Genomic DNA, 660 nt, shown 5'->3' with positions numbered 1-660 from the left:
ACGCCGCTTCCGGCTGATATGGCCGGTCGGACCGCCGAGGAGCTCATCGAGGTGTACCGGCAAAGCAAAGGGATGAAATGCCCGCAGAAGGCCAAAATTCAGGCGTTGATCAACACCGCGAAGGACTCGATTGGGGTGACGGAAGGGACAGCGATGGCCCGGTTTGAGATCGCCGCGCTCGTCCGCCGATACCGCCAATTGGAGGCTGAGATCGCCGCGTTGGACGCCGAGTTGAAGGCATTGGTTCAAACGACGATGGAGTATCAATGGCTGAAAACGGTCGTCGGGTTGGGAGACGCCACGATTATCGATCTTCTGGCGGAGATCGGCAGCTTCGCCCATTATCGGGACCCGCGCCAATTGGTGAAGTTGGCGGGCCTGACGCTCAAGGAGAACTCCTCCGGCCAGCGCAAAGGGCAAAAGCACATCTCCAAACGGGGACGGAAACGGTTGCGCTCGGTGCTGTTTCGGGCGATGATTCCGCTGATTCGGCATAACGAGGCGTTTCGCGAGCTGCATGAGTATTATACGACCCGATCCGTCAATCCGCTGACCGGAAAGCAGTCCATCGTCGCCTTGTGCCGGAAGCTGTTGAATGTGCTGTTTGCGATTTGTACGAAGAAACAAGCGTTTGACGCGGAGCGAATGAAACAGGACGTC

1 protein-coding gene is annotated in these 660 nt (G+C 57.9%); it reads left to right on the top strand.

Going from position 1 to position 660, the window contains the following annotated elements; all coding sequences use genetic code 11:
• On the top strand, window positions 1–660 hold a 660-nt coding region (locus ACFSNB_RS18755; protein WP_377319342.1), incomplete at both ends, for a transposase.

The organism is Phaeospirillum tilakii (assembly GCF_042683125.1).
Lineage (GTDB): Bacteria > Pseudomonadota > Alphaproteobacteria > Rhodospirillales > Magnetospirillaceae > Phaeospirillum > Phaeospirillum tilakii.
Note: the sequence above shows the minus strand (reverse complement) of the source record. Positions and strands in the feature narration are given on the sequence as shown.